The sequence below is a fragment of the Amphritea pacifica genome (assembly GCF_016924145.1).
Lineage (GTDB): Bacteria > Pseudomonadota > Gammaproteobacteria > Pseudomonadales > Balneatricaceae > Amphritea > Amphritea pacifica.
The window spans coordinates 118,981-140,040 of sequence record NZ_JAFFZO010000004.1 but is presented as its reverse complement, the minus strand read 5'-3'; the positions used below and the strand labels follow the sequence as shown (position 1 = coordinate 140,040).

The 21,060-nt window shown below is 49.7% G+C and carries 17 protein-coding genes; 10 read left to right on the top strand and 7 right to left on the bottom strand.

Going from position 1 to position 21,060, the window contains the following annotated elements:
* Positions 1-52: 52 nt before the first annotated feature.
* From JW499_RS03180 to JW499_RS03160, 5 genes are all read right to left on the bottom strand, one after another.
* Positions 53-1,360 (bottom strand): TRAP transporter large permease, encoded by a 1,308-nt coding sequence (locus JW499_RS03180; protein WP_205209227.1) that lies wholly within the window; start codon positions 1,358-1,360, stop codon positions 53-55.
* Positions 1,360-1,878 (bottom strand): TRAP transporter small permease, encoded by a 519-nt coding sequence (locus JW499_RS03175; RefSeq protein ID WP_205209226.1) that lies wholly within the window; start codon positions 1,876-1,878, stop codon positions 1,360-1,362. The genes JW499_RS03180 and JW499_RS03175 overlap by 1 nt, the downstream gene beginning before the upstream one ends.
* 59 nt (positions 1,879-1,937) lie before the next feature.
* On the bottom strand, positions 1,938-2,918 hold the full coding sequence (locus tag JW499_RS03170) for a TRAP transporter substrate-binding protein (RefSeq protein ID WP_205209225.1): 981 nt from the start codon (positions 2,916-2,918) through the stop codon (positions 1,938-1,940).
* Positions 2,919-3,114: 196 nt separating this feature from the next.
* On the bottom strand, positions 3,115-4,470 hold the full coding sequence (locus JW499_RS03165; RefSeq protein ID WP_205209224.1) for a sigma-54-dependent transcriptional regulator: 1,356 nt from the start codon (positions 4,468-4,470) through the stop codon (positions 3,115-3,117).
* On the bottom strand, positions 4,467-6,410 hold the full coding sequence (locus JW499_RS03160; RefSeq protein WP_205209223.1) for an ATP-binding protein: 1,944 nt from the start codon (positions 6,408-6,410) through the stop codon (positions 4,467-4,469). The genes JW499_RS03165 and JW499_RS03160 overlap by 4 nt, the downstream gene beginning before the upstream one ends.
* 178 nt (positions 6,411-6,588) lie before the next feature.
* On the opposite strand from JW499_RS03160, the gene JW499_RS03155 reads away from it, so the two are divergent.
* The 5 genes from JW499_RS03155 (at position 6,589) to JW499_RS03135 (ending at position 12,543) form a co-directional block, all read left to right on the top strand.
* Positions 6,589-7,653, top strand: coding sequence for a TRAP transporter substrate-binding protein (locus tag JW499_RS03155; protein WP_232846206.1), 1,065 nt, complete (start codon positions 6,589-6,591; stop codon positions 7,651-7,653).
* 486 nt (positions 7,654-8,139) lie between these two features.
* Entirely contained in the window at positions 8,140-9,453 is a 1,314-nt protein-coding gene (locus JW499_RS03150; protein ID WP_205209222.1) for a 2Fe-2S iron-sulfur cluster-binding protein, read from the top strand.
* 10 nt (positions 9,454-9,463) lie between these two features.
* Positions 9,464-10,042 (top strand): hypothetical protein, encoded by a 579-nt coding sequence (locus JW499_RS03145; RefSeq protein WP_205209221.1) that lies wholly within the window; start codon positions 9,464-9,466, stop codon positions 10,040-10,042.
* Positions 10,039-10,800 carry a cytochrome c3 family protein gene (locus tag JW499_RS03140; RefSeq protein WP_205209220.1) on the top strand — a complete coding sequence of 254 codons (762 nt, stop codon included), beginning with the start codon at positions 10,039-10,041 and terminating at the stop codon, positions 10,798-10,800. The genes JW499_RS03145 and JW499_RS03140 overlap by 4 nt, the downstream gene beginning before the upstream one ends.
* Before the next feature lie 162 nt (positions 10,801-10,962).
* Positions 10,963-12,543, top strand: coding sequence for a sensor histidine kinase (locus JW499_RS03135; protein ID WP_205209219.1), 1,581 nt, complete (start codon positions 10,963-10,965; stop codon positions 12,541-12,543).
* A 150-nt stretch (positions 12,544-12,693) separates the two neighbouring features.
* On the opposite strand, the gene JW499_RS03130 is transcribed toward JW499_RS03135, so the two are convergent.
* Positions 12,694-13,776 carry a polyamine ABC transporter substrate-binding protein gene (locus JW499_RS03130; RefSeq protein WP_205209218.1) on the bottom strand — a complete coding sequence of 361 codons (1,083 nt, stop codon included), beginning with the start codon at positions 13,774-13,776 and terminating at the stop codon, positions 12,694-12,696.
* Between the two features lie 116 nt (positions 13,777-13,892).
* Positions 13,893-14,615 (bottom strand): TorF family putative porin, encoded by a 723-nt coding sequence (locus JW499_RS03125; protein ID WP_205209217.1) that lies wholly within the window; start codon positions 14,613-14,615, stop codon positions 13,893-13,895.
* A gap of 298 nt (positions 14,616-14,913) precedes the next feature.
* Here JW499_RS03125 and JW499_RS03120 point away from each other — a divergent pair, with 298 nt between their 5' ends.
* From JW499_RS03120 to JW499_RS03100, 5 genes are all read left to right on the top strand, one after another.
* Positions 14,914-16,545, top strand: coding sequence for an amidohydrolase (locus JW499_RS03120; protein WP_205209216.1), 1,632 nt, complete (start codon positions 14,914-14,916; stop codon positions 16,543-16,545).
* Positions 16,546-16,707: 162 nt separating this feature from the next.
* Positions 16,708-17,496, top strand: coding sequence for a helix-turn-helix transcriptional regulator (locus JW499_RS03115; protein ID WP_205209215.1), 789 nt, complete (start codon positions 16,708-16,710; stop codon positions 17,494-17,496).
* A gap of 321 nt (positions 17,497-17,817) precedes the next feature.
* On the top strand, positions 17,818-18,870 hold the full coding sequence (locus tag JW499_RS03110) for an aromatic ring-hydroxylating oxygenase subunit alpha (protein WP_205209214.1): 1,053 nt from the start codon (positions 17,818-17,820) through the stop codon (positions 18,868-18,870).
* Between the two features lie 44 nt (positions 18,871-18,914).
* Positions 18,915-19,862: a PDR/VanB family oxidoreductase gene (locus tag JW499_RS03105; protein ID WP_205209213.1), complete on the top strand. Its 948-nt coding sequence runs from the start codon at positions 18,915-18,917 to the stop codon at positions 19,860-19,862.
* Positions 19,863-19,948: 86 nt separating this feature from the next.
* Positions 19,949-21,001 carry a TRAP transporter substrate-binding protein gene (locus JW499_RS03100; RefSeq protein ID WP_205209212.1) on the top strand — a complete coding sequence of 351 codons (1,053 nt, stop codon included), beginning with the start codon at positions 19,949-19,951 and terminating at the stop codon, positions 20,999-21,001.
* Positions 21,002-21,060: the final 59 nt, after the last annotated feature.

The window sequence follows — 21,060 nt, the reverse complement described above, 5'->3', positions numbered from 1 at the left end:
GGTCCACGGCGAAACGGCCATGTCATCCGGCTGCAAGCCGAGCACCATTGAGTCATCCCTGACTCATGGATCTTGGCAGATAGGTGACGATCTGAGGGAAAAGATAGATCAATACCACCGCCAACATAATCAGCAGGAAAAACGGCAGTGCCGCACGTGCCACGTAGAGAATATTTTTGCCGGTTAACGCCTGGATCACAAACAGGTTGAAACCCACTGGAGGGGTGATCTGAGACATCTCAACCACCAGCACAATATAGATTCCGAACCAGAGCAGATCGATACCTGCCTGCTGCACCATCGGCAGCACCACCGCAACCGTTAGCACCACGACAGAGATACCATCCAGAAAGCATCCCAGGGCAACAAACAGCACTGTCAGACAGATCAGCAATACACCGGGTGACAGGGACATATGTGCGATCCATTCCGCCAATGCCCGGGGTATCCCCAGAAAGCCCATCGCCAGTGTGAGAAAGTGAGCCCCGGCCAGAATCAGACCGATCATGCAGGAGCTTTTAACCGCACCGGTCAGGCTTTCAGCAAAGCTACTTATATCCAGAGAGCCGCTAACCGCTGCCAGAAACAGTGCCCCGACAACCCCCAGTGCAGCCGCTTCAGTCGGCGTGGTAAAACCGCCATAGATAGAGCCCAGCACAAAGCCGATCAGACACATAATCGGCAGCAGTAATCGCAACGCTTTTATCTTTGCGGCAAAGGAGAGATGGGTTTTATCATGCTGTGGCAGTTCATCTTTATTCAACAGCGCCCAGATGACGGTATAACCCATAAACAGGGTGACCAGTAACAAGCCAGGCAGTGCCCCGGCAATAAACAGACGGCCAATGGAGACCTCCGCCGCAACCCCGTAGACGATCAGAATAATCGACGGTGGGATCAGCAGCCCCAGTGTTCCCGAGCCCGCCAGTGTCCCCACCGCCATGCGATCACTGTAGCCCTGAGCTTTCAGCTCCGGTAGTGTCATCCGGCCAATCGTTGCAGCCGTAGCGGCTGAAGAACCGGACACCGCGGCAAAAATACCGCAGCTGAGTACATTCACATGTAACAGTTTGCCCGGCAGTCCACTCAGCCAGGGGGACAACCCTTTAAACAGATCCTCCGAAAGCCGGGTTCGAAACAGAATCTCTCCCATCCAGATAAACAGCGGCAGTGCGGTCAGCGACCAGGAGGTGCTGGCCCCCCAGGTTGAAGTGGCGAAGAGCAAACCAATCTGATCGTTACCGGACATATACAGGCCCAGCACCCCAACACCAAACAGTGCCAGTGACACCCAGAAGCCCAGCGCCAGCAGAAATAGCATAAATACGGCTAACGACACGCCTATAATGGTTATATCCATCACACCTCCTCCAGATGAAGCTCACCTTCATGCACTTTGTAGGAGGGGGCTTTGCCTGTTAGCTGCATAATCAGGTCATCCAGAATAGCGATATTCAACATCACAATGCCCATGGCAACAGGCACCTGAGGCATCCAGATGGGCACCGACACATAGCCTGAAGAGACCTCTTCAAAAATATAGGATTCCCACACCATATGGATCGCGTAGAACGACATAAAACTCACCAGCAGCAGAGCCACAATCAGAACCAGCAACTCCTGAATATAGCGGGCTCCCTCTCTCCATTTCTGGATCACCAGCGTCACCCGGATATGTCCTCCCTCACGGAAGGTATAAGCAAGGCCAAAAAAGGTTGCCGCGGCAAGTGCATAGCCGGAAAAGTCTTCCGCTGACGGCACAATAAAGCCCAGCAGCCGGCCAACTATTTGCGCTGTGATAATCAGTGTTATCAGCACGATGCAGAGTCCCGAAAGATAGCCGGATGCCAGATAAAGCTTATTGAGTAGAGAACGCATACTCATCTCCTGTGTCTGACAGGCCCCGCCAGAATGGCAGGGCCTGTCAGCTTTAAAGATTACTGATAGTAGTCAGACAGAATAGTCTCAACTTCAGGCGCTTCCGCTTTCCACTCGTCGACCATGATGGTGCCGATCTTATTCAGCTCGGCCATCAGTTCAGGGGAGGGTTCAGAAACGGTGATACCGTGCTCAGCCAGCGTCATCGTATCTTCTGCCGCCTGTCCCCGAACCCCTGCCCAGCCGCTTGCCTCAGCATTGGCTGCAGCATCCAGAATCACCTGTTGGGTCTTCTTATCCAGACGTTTGAACGAACGTTTATTGACGACCACCATGTTCTTGGGAATCCAGGCACGCACATCGGTGTAATTAGTCAGATAATCCCAGGCCTGACCATTCACACCGGTGGAAGGCGAGGTGATCATCGCATCGATAATGCCGGTACTGAACGCTTGAGGAATCTCCGGCACCTGCACAGTCGTAGGGGAGGTGTTCATCAGATCCGCCAGACGGGAAGTAGAAGGACTATAAGCCCGCATCTTCAGCCCTTGCAGATCTGCCAGACTGTTAACCGGTGCCTTGGTATACAGGCTCTGCGCCGGCCATGGCACGCTATAGAGCAACATCATCCCCTCTTTGTTAAGCTGCTTTTCTAGTTCGGGTTTAGCCGCTTCCCAAAGCTTTTGCGCACTGTCATAGGTGGTTGCGAGGAAGGGAATGTTATCGTGTTTAAACACCGGATGGGTGTTGCCCATAATCCCGATAAACACTTCCCCCAGCTGCACCTGGCCGGTTTTGACTGCACGGGGAATTTCCGGATGTTTAATCAGTGAAGCACCGGAGTGGACCACTATATCCAGATCCCCGGCGGTGTTATTTTTGATCTCTTCGGCAAACTTATAGGCGATCTGGGTTGGTAGATTCGCATCGCCATAGGGAGTCGGCATATGCCATTGAGTTCCGGCAGAAGCCACATTGGCCAGGCCCAGTGAAACAAGAGACGCGAACAGGATTGCCGCTCTTTTAATCGAACATGTCATTTTTATTCTCCAGAGATAGGTTTCTGATATAGCATTGGCATTTACCACCTTAGCTACAGCAACCTCTGTACCAAACATCGGAAAATAAAATAAATTCTTAAAAAACAATAAGTTATTTAAAACAAAGAAAAGCTACACCGGTCGCCACGGGTTAATTCTGACTCAGCAGCATCACCACCACTGGGTCAGTTTTAACTCACTCGCCGATAAAATCACCGCGCTCAATGCCATACTTCTTCATTCGCAAATAGAGCTTTTTACGTGGGATACCCAGTTTTTCAGCGGTCAGCTCCGCCTGCCCCCTGTTTGCCTTAAGTGCAGCTACAATGACGCCCCTTTCATAGCTGGCCACCAGTTGGTCAAGCGTTTCATCACTGTCTTCAGGAGCACTGTCAACGCTGTTGCCAAAAGGCAGCCCCAGCACCCAGCGCTCCGCGATATTGCGCAGCTCGCGTACATTCCCCGGCCAGGATTGCGCACACAGCTCTCTCAACAGCGTCTCAGGTACGGGGCGTTTTTCACGGCCAAAGCGCTGGGTTGCAAGATCTGTAAAATGGCTGAATAAAACCGGAATATCCTCTTTGCGCTGATCCAGACAGGGGATATCTATACTGGCAACATTGAGCCGGTAGTACAGGTCTTCCCGGAAAGTGCCTGCATCAGACGCTTCGCGCAGATCCACTTTGGAAGCCGCCAATACCCGGATATCGATACTGATATCAGCATTCCCCCCCAGCCGTTGCAACACCCGCTCCTGTAAAACCCTGAGCAAGCGCACCTGCAAAGAGGCAGGCATACTCTCTATCTCATCCAGAAACAGCGTGCCCCCACTGGCATACTCGATCTTACCTATACGCTTGCTGTTGGCCCCGGTAAAGGCACCCGCTTCATGACCAAACAACTCACTTTCAATCAAAGATTCGGTCAATGCGCCACAGTTAAGCGCAACAAACGGTTTTTTGGCCCGGGGGCTGAAGTCATGCAGACACCTGGCGACAACTTCCTTACCGGTCCCGGTGGCGCCATTGATAATCAGGTCGACATCAATCTGTGCCAACTGCAACACGGTTTCCCTGAGCCGCACGATCCCTGAGGTCTGTCCAACCAGACGGTTATGGATCTCGTGCTGTCCCTCAACGGCCTGCCGTAAACTGCGATTTTCCAAGACCAACTGACGTTTTTTCCAGGCCCGCTGAACCGTATTAAGGTGGTGTTGAGGGTCGTCATTTTTTTCCAGAAAATCGTAGGCACCTAACTGTATAGCCTGAACAGCGATAGCGATATCAGAATGACCACTGAACATAATGACCGGAATATCAGCATCGATCTCGAGTATTGCCTGTAACACCTCAAGTCCATCCATGCGATCCATACGCACATCACAGATCACCACGCCCTGCCAGCCCACAGAGCACTCAGCAATCGCCTTGACGGGGGTTTCAAAACCTATCGCCTCATAGCCTTCCAGCTGCAGTGTCTGAATCATTGATTCACGCACAATCTCTTCATCATCAATAACGATTACCTGGCCATCACAGGTCGATGAACTCATGATTTACTTCCCCGAAATTCTGGTAGCTGAATACAAAATGACGCGCCTTTTGTTGCCTCAAGATCCACGCTTAATCTGCCTCCAAAGCTATTGATAATGTTATACGAGATCGATAAGCCCAGTCCGAGGCTCTGGCCCCGCCGCTTGGTGGTAAAGAAGGGTTCGAAGATCTGTTCACGCAGCTCACTGCTGATGCCCGGACCATTATCCCTCACATTGATCGCCAGCCAGTCTTTATTACGCTGACACGCTATCCTGATCTGTTTATCCGGCTGCTCCTTCATGGCATCCAGAGCATTGGTGACCAGATTCAGAATGACCTGTTCCAGTTGAACCGGATCCCCCTTGACCTGGTTGTGTTGAGATTCAAACGCCACCTGTATATCGGTCAGCTTCCTGACCTCATCGCCCTCAAGCATCAGTAAGACATTATCCACCGCCTGTTTCAGTTCAACAGCCACCAGATTATCTTTTTGCGGCCGGGCTAACGATTTAAGACGGGTAATAATAATGGCGGCACGTTTCTTCAGATTGGAGATCTGATTAAGATTTTTCTCCACCTCCTCCAGCTTGCCCTGTTTCAGGAAACGGATGCCGTTATGCGAGTAATGACCAATGGCCGACAGGGGTTGATTAATCTCGTGGGCGATACCTGCCGATAGCTGTCCCAGAGCCGCCAGTTTACCGGCCTGTACCAACTCCTCCTGCAGCGTTGCCAGTTGATCCCGAAAGCTCACCAGCGATCGTGCCATGGTCCCGATCTCGTCACTGCCTTTAACTTCCACCTGCTGATCAAGATTACCATTAGCGATGGAGCGCATACTGGCATCCAGACTGGTAATCCTTGCCACCATGTTCCGGCCAACATAGAGCCAGACCGTTAGAATGGTAAACAGCAAACTCACCGCCACCATAAGCAACATCCAGACCCGACCCTTTTTAATGGTCTCGCGAATAGTATCAGCGGAGCTTTGCGCGGCGTTTTCAGTCTGAGTCGTCTGAACCGCAATAAGCTCATTTAAACGGTTGAGCTCTTCACGGATCTGACTCAGCAGCGCCTCGCCGTTATAAATAATCTGACGCTCCTCGCTGCGAATGGAAAAGATATTCCCCTCCCCCCGGGTCAGCGACACGATATTCCCGACGGTCTTCTCAAGCCTCTCTAAACCATATAAGGGATTTACTTTCTGCAGATCCTGAAAGATACGCTGAATAATATCCTCCGAATGGAGTTGTGTGGCGATCAGAGAGCTAAGGTCGGGCAGATGCCCTGCACGGTCCACCAGATTTGTCAGCAAATTGACATCCGCTTCGATCCGGTAGAGCCGCTGCAGATCAGCGTTGATCTCACTGACCGAATCATTTCCTGAGTAATTTTTGACCGCCCAGGCGTCGGGGTAATCTTCATTGATCCGGCTAAAAAGATAGAGCTGGGCCCTCTCTGTTACCGATTTTATCTCAGTTAAAAAGTTGCCTCCGGCCCACCTTAATCGTTGATTTTCAGATACTTTAAGTCGCTGAACCTCAAAATTCTTACGCACATAACGATCAAGTTCAGCCAGGGTCAGCTCTAGTGATTTAATCTGTTCCAGAGACTGATGCTGCCCCTGAAGATCCGCAGTGATCGCCGTAATTTTCGGCAACAGCCCTCTCATCCCCCCGATGCCACTGGTGAGTTCAGTCCATATCTGTTCTCGACTGTTCTCATCCTTTGCCGCTAACAGGGTAGGCGCCAGCAAAGTTATCTTCGTGCCCTCCTCTTTTAATTCAGAGATCAGGCTAAGGGTCTGGATATTACCTTTGATAAGGCTATTGAGTTCATCGCCCAACCGGTTATAGGAGATCCAGCTAATCATGGTAGCGACCAGCGTTAATGCACTCAGCACACCAAACGCAATAAAAAAACGTCCGCGAATCCCTAACTTATAACCATTTTTCATAAAAAGGACGCCATACTAAACCGATGCTGAATGATAGTTATATCAGAGGTAAATTAAAAATCACCCGGTTAAAATACTAAACTGACTTCTCACTTACGTAATACAGTAGGGTATAGTCATCCAATATAATACGATATCTCATTGCTAATTTACCCAGAGAATGAAAACGCCGGTCTATATGAAAACCAATAAGAATTGCATAGCTGCCCTGCTGCTCGGTCTGGTGATAGCAGCTACAAGCAGCCTGGTCATCGCCAACGACACCATCATTATCAAGGCAGTAGGCACCTGGGGATATTTTCACAACTATCCAAAACATGAAGGCCCTTTCTGGAACCAGCATATCGCCGATGTCTCCGGCGGAGAGATTGTCGGTGAGATTAAGCCACAGGACGAACTGGGCCTCAGGGGCTTTGAAATTATGCGCTTATTGAAAAATGGCGTATTTGATTTTGCCTTTGGTTTACCCGGCTATGCAATGGAGGAGGAAAGCGAAATTTTCGAAGGCGCTGATCTGTCATCGCTGGTACAGAATATCGCTGTACAAAGACGCGTTGCTGATGCCTACTTTCCAACCCTGGAGCGCGCTTTCGCCGAGAAATATAATGCCAGACTGATGATCCTCTACCCCTTCCCCAGTCAGATGATCTGGTGCAAACAACCCGTCAATACCATTGAAGAGTTGCAGGGACGCCGTATCCGGGTGTTTCTGAGAACACTTGCTGATTTTGTTGAAGGCGCAGGGGCTATTCCAGTCAACATGCCCTATCAGGATGTGCCCGAAGCCCTGGGCAATAACAGTCTGGACTGTATCATTACCGGAACCATGTCTGCCTATAACGCTGAATTATACAAAGAGATGCCTTATGGTTTTACGCTTCGGGTAGGCTGGGGGCTGGCATTTGGCGCGATGAATATAGATAAATGGAACCGTCTGAGTGAGGCACAGAAACAGCTGCTTGAAAAAGAGATCGCCATTCTGACCGAACAGATGTGGCAGGAAACAGCCAAAGAAGATGATAAAGCCCTGGCTTGCCTGAGTTCAGGCCCCTGTCCTGTTGGCGAAATCGGCAGTATGGTACTGGTCGAGCCCTCTGAGAAAGATCTGGCAATTCGTGACCAGATCGCTAGAGATGTGATTTTACCGAGATGGACTGAACGGTGCGGCCCTGAATGTGCAGCAAACTGGAATCGTACCGTCGGCAAGATCCTTGGTTTAAGAGCTGAGGCACGGATCAGGTGAATCGCTTGCATAAAACGCACCTGACCGAACGGTTAAGCACCCTATTTTTTAAATCCGGCAGTATGAACAGGCAATATCGCTTCCAGCTATTACTTAGCCCTGATCACCTGATCATCGGCCCTCATAATCAGCCCTTATAAGCTGTAATTTTCGATAAAAATACAATTAAGAATCGCATCTCCTTTAAACCTTAAAATAAGAATCACACCTTTTTAGTCAACTGGATGACAAGTTTTTGATCTGGATCTAATTTCGCTCCGGGGACAACCACCACAGTGCTTACAGGTCTGTGCTAAAATAGCTCTTAGGTTATCTATCTTACTGACTTTAAATATTTTTTCTTGTCAGACCCGTAAACCATAACATCTGTAAACCAAGAAAATTAATTTCAAAAATTTACTGTCACATAGAAAAATAATACAAAAAGCAGTTAGTCATTCTCAAAAAAACTGTTTTTGTATTACATGAAAATGAATATTGGGAATAATGACAATGACCACTGGTATTCTGGCATTAATTATATTGACTGTAATTTTGTTGCAGGTTGCTGTCGGCGCATTGTTGCTCTATTTCCACAGCAAAGGTCACTATAAAAAACTGGATAACCCGGTCGATGAAGCAGAGCCTGCACAAAACACATCAACAAAAGCCACGTCAACAACAGCCGTATCAACGATAACCCGATCTACGACTGACGAAGAATCGTATCACCCTGCCGAAGCTGCCTGGAAGGGGTTTCGGGAATTCATCGTACAACGCCGGGTGCCAGAAGACTCGCAGCACTCAGTTTGCTCCTTCTATCTGGCACCGACCGATGGGCAACCATTGCCACCCTTCATACCCGGGCAGTTTTTAACCTTCAAACTCGCCATCAGCGATACAGATCAGACGAAGTCCGTGGTGCGCTGCTACTCCCTCTCTGATGCGCCCAGATCTGACTACTACCGAATCTCTGTCAAACGCGCTCAGGCACCTGTCGGTCTGCCAGAGATACCTGCAGGTCTGGCCTCCAGCTTTCTACATGATCAGGTACGCGAAGGTGACACTCTTCAGGTCAGAGCGCCTGGCGGTCATTTTCATCTGATGGAAGCTGAACCACTCCCCATCGTATTGATTGGCGGCGGCATCGGTATTACCCCCATGTTAAGTATGCTTAACACCTTATTAGAGAACGGAACTGATCGAGAGATCTGGCTGTATTATGGTGTCTGCAATGGTGCTGATCAGATCATGAAAGAGCATCTGCAAACCTTCGCGGATAATCACCACAACTTTCACCTATATATCTGCTACAGCGCGCCACTGGAAAGTGATATCGAGGGAATCGATTATCAGCATAAAGGCCGGGTGACTCTTCATCTGTTGCGTGACACCTTAAAGCTGATGCGCTACCAGTTTTATGTCTGCGGTCCTAAACCCATGATGGAAAGTCTGGTGCCGGGGTTGCAAGAATGGGGAGTGGATAGTGGTGATATTTACTATGAATCCTTTGGCCCTGCTTCACTCATCAAACATGAACAGCCCCAACCCTCTGCTTCAGCAGAACCGATCACAGTAACCTTCAGCGAATCCGGCAAAAGCATTGTATGGGACGTGGGTGCAGCTTCTCTGCTGGAATTTGCCGAAACGAACAATATTGATGTTATGTCAGGTTGCCATGCAGGCAGTTGTGGCACGTGTCAGACAAAGGTGAAATCAGGCGAAGTGGAATACACTCAACAGCCTGATGCGGATGTCGAACCGGGGCACTGTTTACTCTGTATATCAACACCCAGATGTGATCTCACACTGGAAGCTTGAGAGAATAATTATGGAACGATCACTCATACGCAGAGAAGTTATCCCCTTTCTGCAGATGTTCGGCGCACTGATTCTGGGCACCGCCATCGCGGATGCTCTGCTGCACTTTTTCGACCTTGTATGGGTTGGCCGCTGGCTGGGGATACCCGGTGTTTTACTGATTCTGCTGTCATTCCTCTACTCCATGCGCAAACGCAAGATGATCAGCTTTGGCAAACCTAAAACCCTGCTCATTCTGCATGAAACCCTGGGCTGGTCAGGCTCTTTGATGATTCTGGTACATGCCGGCATCCATGTGTATACCGTGTTACCCTGGCTGGCGCTGGCGGCGATGCTGGTAAACGTTATCAGCGGCATGACCGGCAAGTATCTGCTGAATCGTTCGCGCCAGTTCCTGGCAGTAAAGAAAGATCTCTATCTACAACAAGGCCTGTCTGAAGAGGCGATAGAGAAGAAACTGTTCTGGGATGCCACCACCTTCGACCTGATGAAAAAATGGCGCGCGGTACACCTGCCCATCACGCTGGTGTTTACCGTGCTTGGCCTCACTCATATTCTCAGTATTCTTCTGTTCTGGGAGTGGAAATGAACAATAAATCGATCCTCGTCATTATCGTCATTAATCTGTTAGCTCTGGTTTTGCTAACGCTATTTGTCCCCCAGCATATGATCAGCCCGGGTAAACTGATTGACTCCCATGCTGAGCTGGCGGACGATTGCTTTGCCTGCCACACCCCCTTTATTGGCAGCCCCGCCAGCCAGTGTATCGCCTGTCACAAAGTCGAAGAGATTGGCAAAGTCACCACGAAAGGTGTTCCCATTGCCTCTGAGAAAAAGAACGTTGCCTTTCACCAGCAGCTGATTGAAGAGGACTGTGTCAGCTGTCACAGCGACCATAATGGGGGGCAGGCTTTCCGGCCCATCAGTCAGTTCTCCCACAATCTGCTTGAGGCTTCACTGCAGAACGAGTGTGACAGCTGTCATACCAGCCCAACGGATGACCTGCACCGGAAGATCAAAGGCAACTGTGGTCAGTGTCATTCTCAGGATGCCTGGACCCCTGCTACTTTTGATCATGAGGAATATTTCCGTTTCGACCGCCACCACGAAACAGAGTGCGAAACCTGCCATGTTAATAACGACTACACAGATTACACCTGTTATGGCTGTCACGAACACTCAAGATCAAAGATTCGTGAGGAGCATCTTGAAGAGGGTATCCGCGACTATGAAAACTGCGTTAAATGTCACCGCAGCGGAGACGAGGATGAGGCCAAGTATCTAATGAGATCGGGCGGCGTGGAAGGATACGATTATAAGCGGCGTGAGAAGAGGGATGATGATTAAAACTGATAAATGACTGTCCATAATCGACTAACATATCAGCGTCAATGGCATCAGCCATTGACGCCTGTCGGTATCAAAACCAGACAAGCTGGTCGATAAAATCTTTCCTCTTTCTCTGATGGCGCTATCATAGAGATCCCCTGGCCTGAAAAGCTCAAGAAAATGCATCTGTTACAACGCTTTAATGAACTCTGTACCCAGAAGCCCATCGGGGTCAGGTTACTCACCTCAATTCTTCTCTATAGTTCAGCGATTACTCTGATCGCCACCGGTACTCAGCTGTGGCTGGATTATCGCTATGAACGATCAGCTATCGATGAACGGTTACAGCAGATTGAAGCCAGCTCGCTAAACAGTCTGGCTAACAGTTTGTGGGAGATCAGCCCAACCCAGATTCAGGTGCAGCTGGATGGTCTGCTTCAATTGCCGGATATTCGCTACCTGGAGATCCGCTCTCAGTTTGGCAATATCTATACCGCTGGCAGCAAACCCCGTATCGGTGCCACCGTAGAGCGTCATTTCGAGCTGAACTACAGCGATAAAACCAATGCCCCGGTTAATGTCGGCCAGTTGACCCTGATCGTCAGTCTGGATGAGGTCTATCGGCGTCTGGCGGATAAGGTCCTGCTGATTCTCGCCTCTCAGGGGATCAAAACCTTTCTCGTATCGATCTTTATCCTCACCCTGTTCAATCAACTGGTGACCCGCCACCTCAGCACCATGGCCGACTATGCCCGACGGCTCAGGCTCGACCAGCTGGACACCCCCCTGATTCTGAAGCGAAAGCCCCAGGCAAAAGAGGATGAGCTCAGTCAGGTGGTCAACTCAATGAACCACATGCGTCAATCGATGCTGATCGATATGGGTAAACGGGAAGATGCCGAGCGTTCACTGGCACGCTTAAACGCCGAGTTGGAACAGCGGGTATCTGAGCGGACCCAGGCGCTGGAACAGAGCAACGAAGAGCTGCGCGCCACCCTGCTCAAACTGCAGGAAACCCAGCAACAGCTGGTTGAATCGAAAAAACTGGCAGCATTGGGGAGCTTAGTTGCCGGCGTCGCCCATGAGATTAATACGCCGATCGGGATCGGCTATACCGCCGCTTCTTTTCTGGCGGATCAGGCTAACCTTTACCAACAGCAGCACCCGGATAATTCGCTGGCCGGCACAGCGGTTGAAACCAGCCAGTTGATCTGTGAAAACCTTGAGCGTGCAGCCCAGCTGATCAGTGCTTTTAAACAGGTCTCCGTTGACCAGGCGAGTGAGCAGCGCCGGGCATTCGACCTGATCCAGTACCTTGACGAGATACAGCGCTCACTGAAACCTAAGCTGAAACAGTGCAATCCGGAAATAACAGTACTGGGGCCTGATCAACTGATGTTAAACAGTTACCCGGGCGGTTTTTATCAGATCTTTACCAACCTGATACTCAACTCATTGCTGCATGGTTTTGACAACCAGGCCGGCGGCAAAATAGCGATTGAAATCAAGTCCGATGGTAAACGGATCTCTATCGAATACCGGGACAACGGTGTGGGCATAACTGATGGCTGGCACACCAAACTGTTTGAACCCTTTATGACCACCAGGCGAAACCAGGGCTGCAGCGGTCTGGGTATGCATATCGTTTACAACCTGGTGAGTCAGTTGTTGCAGGGCCATATAGAAAGCCTTCCTAGCGATACCGGCGCACACTTTCATATTGATCTGCCGCTGATGCCCGGGCCTGTTTCTACTGATTAGCCGCTGCGGCAAATCACGGATCAAAAAGATAATCAGACATAAAAAAAGCCAGTGAACAAGTCACTGGCAAATGTTGCCGCAATAAAACTTAATATCAGGAAGGAGCAGCGCAGGCCCTGGCACTACCGATAGATCTCAGGGCCGCCCTGATTAACGATTAGTCTTGATATTGGTCCAGGCCCGGTTGAGGATACGGTCAAACTTCTGACTATGTGCTTGCAGCGCAAACAGAGTTTCTTTCACCTCATCCGATGGATAGATACCCGGGTTGTTAAAGGTTTCCGGCTCAACATACTTATCTGCCCCGAGGTTAGGCACCGCATATTTCACCATGTTTGAGATAGATGAACCGATCTCAGGCTCCAGGATAAAATTGATGAACTCATGGGCACCCTCAGGGTTAGGGGCATCAGCCGGAATCGCCATCACATCAAACCAGATCAGGGAACCGATATTAGGGATTGAGTAAGCGATCTCACGGTCAGGGTCGATCGACTTGGCGATCGCATTGCCCGCCAGGATGATGCCGTTGTAACCCAGCGCCACACAGATATCGCCATTGGCCAGATCATCGCGGTAGGAACCATTGTGGAAATATTTATAATTGCCTCTGGCAGCCCGTACCATCGCCTCAGCTTTCTTCAGGTCGCCTTTATCTTCAGAGTTAGGATCCAGTCCCAGATAGTGCAACGCCATCGCCATCGCTTCAGCCGGCGAATCAAGCAGCGCTATACCACAATCCTTCAGTTTGGCTGCCACTTCAGGTTTGAATACCAAATCAAAAGTATTCTCTGGGATTTCGCCTAAACGCTCCTTAACCATTTTCACGTTGTAACCCACGCCGATACTGCCCCAGGCATAGGGAACGCTGTATTGATTACCCGGATCATAGGTTTCGACTTTCTTTAAAATAACCGGATCAATCTTGTTGTAATTAGGTATTTTTGATTTATCAATTTTCTGATAAATACCCGTCTTTACCTGACGTTCCATAAAGTTTGCCGAAGGCACTACCAGGTCATAACGCGAGCCACCAGACAGCAGTTTAGTTTCAAGTATTTCATTACTTTCATAAACATCATAATTCAGTTCAGTTTTCGACGTATCTCTGAAAACCTGGAGAGAATCTTCCGGTATATAACCAAACCAGTTATAAACATTAACCTGAGCAGCACTGACTGAACATGAAGCGGTCAGCAGGCATAGCGATAGAATCTTTTTATTTATTCGCATAACATCCTCTGAAACTTATATTTTTATTTATCTTTTAAGAGCAATTAATACTCAAAAAGTTATCAGTGGCTACCGTATGAAGGGGATTATACAACAGCCCTGATAAAACTATCGCATTAAAACGATTTAGAGACGGAAAACACCACGGCGTCCTGGTTCGCCATGTGACCACTATCAACCGCATAGGTACTGGATATATCCGTGTTCACATAGGCCAGTTTCAGATCAACACCACTGAAGCTCTTGGTGACACCCACCGAATAATCCCTATATTTATCCAGCATCAGCGTGGTCGGATCATCAAACACCTCACCAAACGAAGAGCCGACATGCAGTTCAAGCCCCACACCTTCAGCGATATCGGTCTGATAGTTCAGGTAAAGATACTGATATGCCTTGCCTGAGTTAATGTAGTCAGGTGCATGCTCATAACCTAGGCGGAAACCATTGTAATTAAGGCCCAACTTCAACTCAGCGAAGTCCTGATCAACATTATCATTCGGATACTGGTAGTAGAATAATATTGCATCATAGGAGATATCTTCGTTGATCGCACCGGCATACCCCGCCAGCAGATCAAGCTCAACGGTTGCACCATCATCAAAAGGGTGCCCGGTAGGAAAGAAGTCAACGTTACTGGCCCAGACGCTGGCAAACAGGCCACTCTGGTTGTACCAGTCAATACCACCCTGAATAGCGAGCGACTCATTGGTCATAGAAACGCCACGGTTACGCCATTCACTCAACACTGACACATTGGCACCCAGATCTGCACGAACCAGACCAGACACCGACAAAAGACTTAAGCCGATAGCTGCAATTGATTTAATATTCTTCATGTCACCCTCACATTTACTTTTTTTAGTATGCAACCATCATTTCAGAGATTCTTTTTCTCCGGTATACCCCTATTTCATTAGTTGAAAAAAAAGTGTCATCTACGTCGATAAGTATTTATATCAACCGTCATCATCTATACCTAACGTGGTATTCCTGACAATCATAATTACGTTAATCTGACAGATGTATGAGATATTTTTCGAATGAAAATTAAAAACATAATAAAGAGTCAGAAACTTATTATCTGACGGCCTCAGCTATACCTTTTGTCCACATCTCTAAACATGGATCTACTTAATGTCATACATAGCAGACAAGATAATCGTCAACGGTAACATCCATACAATGGATGATATAAATGAAACAGCCGAAGCGTTGGCAATCTATGGTGATCAGATCATCGCGGTAGGCAGCAACACGGAAATTAAAGCGCTGGCTGACAAGAACACTCAGATGATTGATGCTCAGGGGCAACTGGTGCTGCCCGGCTTTCAGGATACCCACATACATTTTCAGGCCACCAGCGCCGACTTCTTCCACTATGTCCCCCTGCATGAGATGAAAACCATGGACGATCTGCTCAGTGAGATTGAGCGATTCTGCCGGGAAAATCAGCATAAAGAGTGGATTAAAGGGATCGGCTTTAATCCCTCTATATTTAACGAAAACAATCTCACCAAAGAGCGACTGGATGCGGTGACCGATGGGCGCCCCGCACTGATTTTCTCGTTTGATTACCACAGCGGCTGGGCGAACAGCGAAGCGTTTCGTGTTGCCGGCGTTACCGCTGCAAGCCCGGAGCCTGCCAGCGGCAGCTATGCCCGCTGTGCCGATGGCTCCCCCAAGGGGTATATCTATGAGGATGCCATCTGGGCAATGAACCGGTTCTCACCATCGTTCAGTGACGAGGATTATTTCGAGGCGATGCAGCACTACTGCAAAGTGTTCAACCAGCACGGTATCACCGGCATTCTGGATGCCGTGGCCCCTCGCAAAACGATGGAAAACTATCAGGCACTGAACCAGCAGGGTCATTTGACACTGCGGGTGGCGGCCACCTCAAAAATCTTTGCGCACCTGCCACTGGCAGAGCAACTGCAGGAACTTCTCTCGCTGCGGGAGATCTATGCCGATGATATGGTGTCTCTCCACTCAGCCAAGTTCTTCCTCGACGGAGTGCTTGAAAGTGGCACAGCTACACTGCTGGAACCCCGTAGTGATACCGGCACAACCGCACCACTGATGTTTGATCAGCCACAAATCAATGAGTTCTTTACCGCCTTTGATAAAGAGAAATTCCAGCTGCATGTTCACACCATCGGTGACGGCGCGGTTAACGCAGCACTGAATGGTATTGAGTACGCCCGGCAGATGAATGGTGCATGGGATAGCCGCCACCAGCTGGCACACATACAGTTGGTCACCGGATCAGACTTCCCCCGCTTCAAACAACTGGGGGTTTATGGCAACGTCCAGCCACTGTGGGCACAACCGGACCCGGACAACGATAAGATCGCCCTGGAGATGCTGGGTGAAGAACGCTGCCGGCAGATTTTCCCGATTGGTGAGCTGGTACGCCAGGGCATGGTCTGTGCACTCAGTAGTGACTGGGGCGTGAGCACCTTTGATCCCTTTGCTATCATGCAGACAGCACTGACCCGGCAGGTTTCCGGCGCCAGTGAAAGCTCACCGGCACACAACCCTCACTACCGCATCGATATCGATACCGCGATCAAAGGCTATACCATCAATGCAGCACGGGCAGCCTGGAGAGAGAAAACCACCGGTAGTTTAACGGTCGGTAAGTTTGCTGACCTGATCATCCTCAATCAGGATCTCTATACCATCTCCCCGTACGAAATTGAAAAGACTAAGGTGCTATTAACCCTGTTAGGCGGCAAAGAGGTCTACCGGGCCCCATCATACTGATCCACTGATGGCTGCATCAGCAAGCCTGCAGCAGGCTTGCTGACCTGTTTCGTGCCCTTCCCTTCGCGCCCAAATTGCCATTCGACAAAAACTCACCAACCGATATACTATTGAACAACATCTATTAAGCACCATCAGGCCAGAATCCCAAAGGAAGTATGAGTGGACGATTCTTCAGAAAATGTATACCTGCTTGCCTCTAAACTAATCGATACGAGTGGTGCTGATGCGTTTAATCAAGCTTTGCTCAGTCTGATTAACTCTGCCACACCCTGTGAATCGGTATTCGTCATTCACTTTCATAAAAACAGCCGTCCTACGATTCTGGTAGCCCCTGATTCAACCCTGTTAACCGACAAAATAATGGATGAGTACCTGAACGGCTTCTATATGATTGATCCGTTCTATAATGCCTTTAAAACGGGGCTTTCAACCGGTTTACACTTTATCAAAGAGATCGCCCCGGATGACTTTTTCGAGAGTACTTACTACACCGAGCATTACTGTAACCGGGGTTATGAAGAAGCCGCTTTTATCATAAATCTGGACAACGACTCACAGATACAGATATCACTCACCGTTATCGAAACCCCGGCGACAACCGCCACACGACAGCGGCTACAGGCTATATCTCCGCTGGTTATCTCCGCCTACAGGAAGCACTGGCAGAACATCGAAAACACCCAGGAAACCTCGCAGCACGCCAGCGCTATCATTCATGAGCAGATATCCAATGTGTTCAGAAACTTCGGCGGCGGCCTGTTAACCGAACGGGAAAGCGAGATAGCGATACTGATTATCCGGGGCTACTCCTTAATCGCCATTGCAGAGCTGCTGGGTATCGCCCACGGTACCGCTAAAGTTCACTGCAAAAACCTCTACAGCAAGCTGGAAATCAACTCCAAGTCAGAACTGTTTTCGCTCTTCCTGGATGACATTTCCGATAAATAGCCTTTCGGAATCAGTTGCTCTGGCTAAGCACGTCTGAATAGCCTCCCCTTTACAAAAACAGGTTAACAGCCCCTTCCCAAATGGCTCAGGGTTACCTTAATCCACAGCTTTAGCCATCTGCCCTCATAACGCTCTGTTTTTGTCAGACTTTTCAGCCTCCCCCATCACTATTCACGCTTTGCTAAGCAGAGAAAATCTACAACCACGACCCACTGAAATTTATTTTTTGTATCCAAAAATACATTTTTATTGCATATACACCCTTATTTTGCCTATTATTGTATCCATAAAAACAAATAGAACTATTTCGGAGTCCTTTCTATGTTTCCTAAAAACTGCTGGTATGTAGCCTGTACCCCTGATGAAATCGCAGAAAAACCCCTCGGCCGTACAATCTGTGGCGAACAGATCGCTTTTTTCAGAGATGGCGATGGCAAAGTCGCGGCGGTGAAAGACTTCTGCCCTCACCGTGGTGCACCACTCTCCCTTGGCTATACCGAAGGCGGCGGCCTGGTGTGTGGTTATCATGGTTTGAAAGTTGGCAGGGACGGTAAAACCCTTTCGATGCCCAAGCAGCGGGTGGGTGGTTTTCCCTGCATGAAGAGTTATCCGGTCGAAGAACGTTATGGGTTTATCTGGGTGTGGACAGGCGATGCCGATAAAGCCAGCAGTGATGCTATCCCCCATCTGGAGTGGGCAGTCAGTGATGACTGGGCCTACGGCGGTGGGTTGTATCATATCCAGTGCGATTACAAACTGATGATCGATAACCTGATGGATCTGACCCACGAAACCTACGTTCATTCCACCAGCATCGGTCAGAAAGAGATCGATGAAGCACCGGTTAAAACAGAGAAAGTGGGTAATGAGGTCACCACCAGCCGCTTTATGGACAATGTGATTGCGCCCCCCTTCTGGCAGGGAAACCTGCGGACCAAAGGTTTGCCCGATGACCAGCCGGTAGATCGCTGGCAGATCTGTCGCTTTACCCCCCCAAGCCATGTACTGATCGACGTAGGTGTCGCACTGGCCGGTAACGGTGGCCGGGAAGCTCCGGCAGATAAGCGGGTAAACAGTGTCGTTGTCGACTTCATCACCCCTGAAACAGAAACCAGCCACTGGTATTTCTGGGGGATGGCTCGCAACTTTAAAGCCGATGATGCAGCACTGACCGACGCAATTCGCGAAGGTCAGGGAGGCATTTTTGCTGAAGATCTGGAGATGCTGGAACTACAGCAGAAAAACCTGCTGGCCAATCCCGAATTGCGACTGCTTAAGCTGGATATCGATGCCGGTGGCGTTCATGCCCGACGTATTATCGACAAGCTTCTGAAAGAGGAAAACCCTGAGGCCGCGGAGTCTTCATTAGCCTGACAAACGTTTAACTGACGACCCGATGAAGACCCGGAGAGAACGCTATGTTTGAAGTCGAAGTCACCGCCAAGGTGCAGGAAACAGCTGATATTTATCTGTTTCGCCTGGCGCGCACCGATAATTCAGCACTGCCGGCTTTTAGTGCCGGAGCACATATTGATCTGCACCTGCCCAATGGGCTGGTGCGACAATATTCGCTGTGCAATCCACCCCATGACCACCACTGCTATGAAATTGGTGTCCTCAAGGATCCCGATTCACGGGGCGGCTCGATCTGTCTGCATGAGTCAGTCAATGTGGGGGACCGTTTAACCATCAGTGAGCCGCGCAATCTGTTTCCACTGGAGCACAGTGCAAGCCATCACCTGCTGATCGCTGGGGGTATCGGTATCACGCCATTGCTCTGTATGGCCGAACGCCTGGCTCACACCGATGCCAGCTTTTCCCTGCACTATTGCGCCAAATCCCCGGCGCAGGCCGCTTTTGTTGAGCGCATTAACACCTCTGAATTTGCTGACCGGGTAAGATTCCACTTCAGCCAGACAGAGGGCCGTCTGGATATGCAGGCACTGCTTGCCGACCCGGATCAAGGCACTCACCTCTACACCTGTGGCCCAAACCCTTTTATGGACGCAGTGTTACAAACTGCAGCCGCACAAGGCTGGGATGAAACCCGGTTACACCGGGAATATTTTGCCGCGGCAGCCAGCTCAGGCGAAGCCGATAGTGCATTTGAAATTCAGATTGCCAGTAGTGGCGAAGTAATTCAGATCCCGGCAGATAAAAGTGCGCTGGACGTCATGCTTGATCTGGATATCGATATTCCCTTTGCCTGTGAAGAGGGGGTGTGCGGTACATGCTCCACCCGCCTGCTATCCGGCGAACCGGACCACCGTGATGTCTATATGTCCCCGGAGGAACACGCCAGAAACGAAGAGTTCGCGCCCTGCTGTTCCCGCGCGAAAAGTACCCGTTTAGTGCTGGATATATAAACACCCGGCTACTGACTAGTAGAAAACTATTAAATAAAACACTGTGCTGAATCCAATAACAATAAATAACCTTTTAAGGTACCTACATGAAACTAAAAACAACCATAAAACGTTCTATCGCTGCCTGTGTACTATTACTCGGGGCTGCCAACGCCAGCGCAGCTGAACCCGAGTTCACCTTTAAGCTGCACCATATGCTGCCGCCTCCATCAAACGCACATACGAATTTTCTCGTGCCCTGGGCAGATAAAGTGATGAAGGAATCCGATGGGCGGATAAAGATTGATATCTACCCATCGATGCAACTGGGTGGCAAACCACCACAACTGTTTGACCAGGTACGTAAAGGTATCGTTGATATCAGCTGGACAGTCACCGGATACACACCCGGCCGCTTTCCTAAATCAACTGTGTTTGAACTCCCCTTCATGGCGGCCGATGCAAAATCGGTGAGCATGGCGATTCAGGAGTATGCCGAACAGGAGATGGCTGACGAGTTCAAAGATGTGCACCTGCTGGCAATGCATGTGCACTCCCCCGGCTCCCTGCACTCGCGGGATAAAGCGATCCATACCGTTGCAGACCTCGATGGAATGAAAGTCCGTGCGCCCAATAAAACCATGGCGGCTGCATTTGAAGGGCTGGGCGCCAATACAGTCTTCATGCCCGTACCGCAGATGCCCAGCGCACTGTCGAAGGGAGTTATCGATGTGGCGGTGCTGCCTTTCGAAGTGGTCAAACCACTGAAGATACACCAGTTGGTTAAACATCATACGGAGATACCGGGAAAACGCGGTCTCTATGCGAATAACTTTATTTTCAGTATGAATAAAAAAGCCTATGACAGCCTGCCGCCCGATCTGCAAAAAGTGATCGATGATAACTCCGGCGTTGAGCTGGCGGGTTTTATTGGTGAAGCATTCGATACCTACGAAAGAACCGGCCGCCAGGCCGCGATCGATCAGGGTAACGAACTGTATCAGCTACCCGAATCTGAAATTACCGCCTGGAAAGAGAAACTGGCCTTCGTAACCGAAGACTGGCTGAAACAGATGAAGGACGATGGCTATGATTCTCAGAGACTGTTGGATAAAGCCAATGCCCTGATCGATAAGTATCAGGCTGCCAATCAGCAATAATCGGTCTGATGAAACACTCCCCAGCCCCCGGAAAAAAAACCGGGGGCTTTATTATCCAC